Source organism: Metalysinibacillus jejuensis, from assembly GCF_003057615.1.
In the GTDB taxonomy this organism is placed as follows: Bacteria; Bacillota; Bacilli; order Bacillales_A; family Planococcaceae; genus Metalysinibacillus; species Metalysinibacillus jejuensis.
On record NZ_QAFW01000201.1, the window covers coordinates 1 to 345 of the forward strand.

Consider the following 345-nt stretch of genomic DNA (forward strand, 5'->3'; position numbering starts at 1 on the left):
AATTATAGTCACGATATGCCACATACCCACATGAACAACGGTAAGTACGTTCAGATAGCTTCATAGGTTTTTCTGCACCACAACAAGAACATTTTTTAGTCGAAGGGAACCATTTATCAATTTTCACAAGCTGTTTCCCTTGTTGTTTTAGCTTGTACGATAAGAATGTAGTGAACATGCCCCAACCATTGTCGTGAACGCTTTTACCAAAGTGAAGAGCTTGAGACATTCCTTTCATGTCCAAGTCCTCGATGATAACAGCGTCATAGGTTGTTGCTAATTCTTTTGATTGATGGTGTAGAAAGTTCTTACGTTGATTGGCTGTCTTTTCTTGTAGTTCAGCCA

Annotated in this window: 1 protein-coding gene; it reads right to left on the reverse strand. The window is 39.1% G+C overall.

From position 1 onward, the window contains the following. Nucleotides 1-345, reverse strand: a 345-nt coding sequence (locus DDE80_RS14880) for an RNA-guided endonuclease InsQ/TnpB family protein (protein ID WP_153060958.1), incomplete at both ends; no start/stop codon positions are given.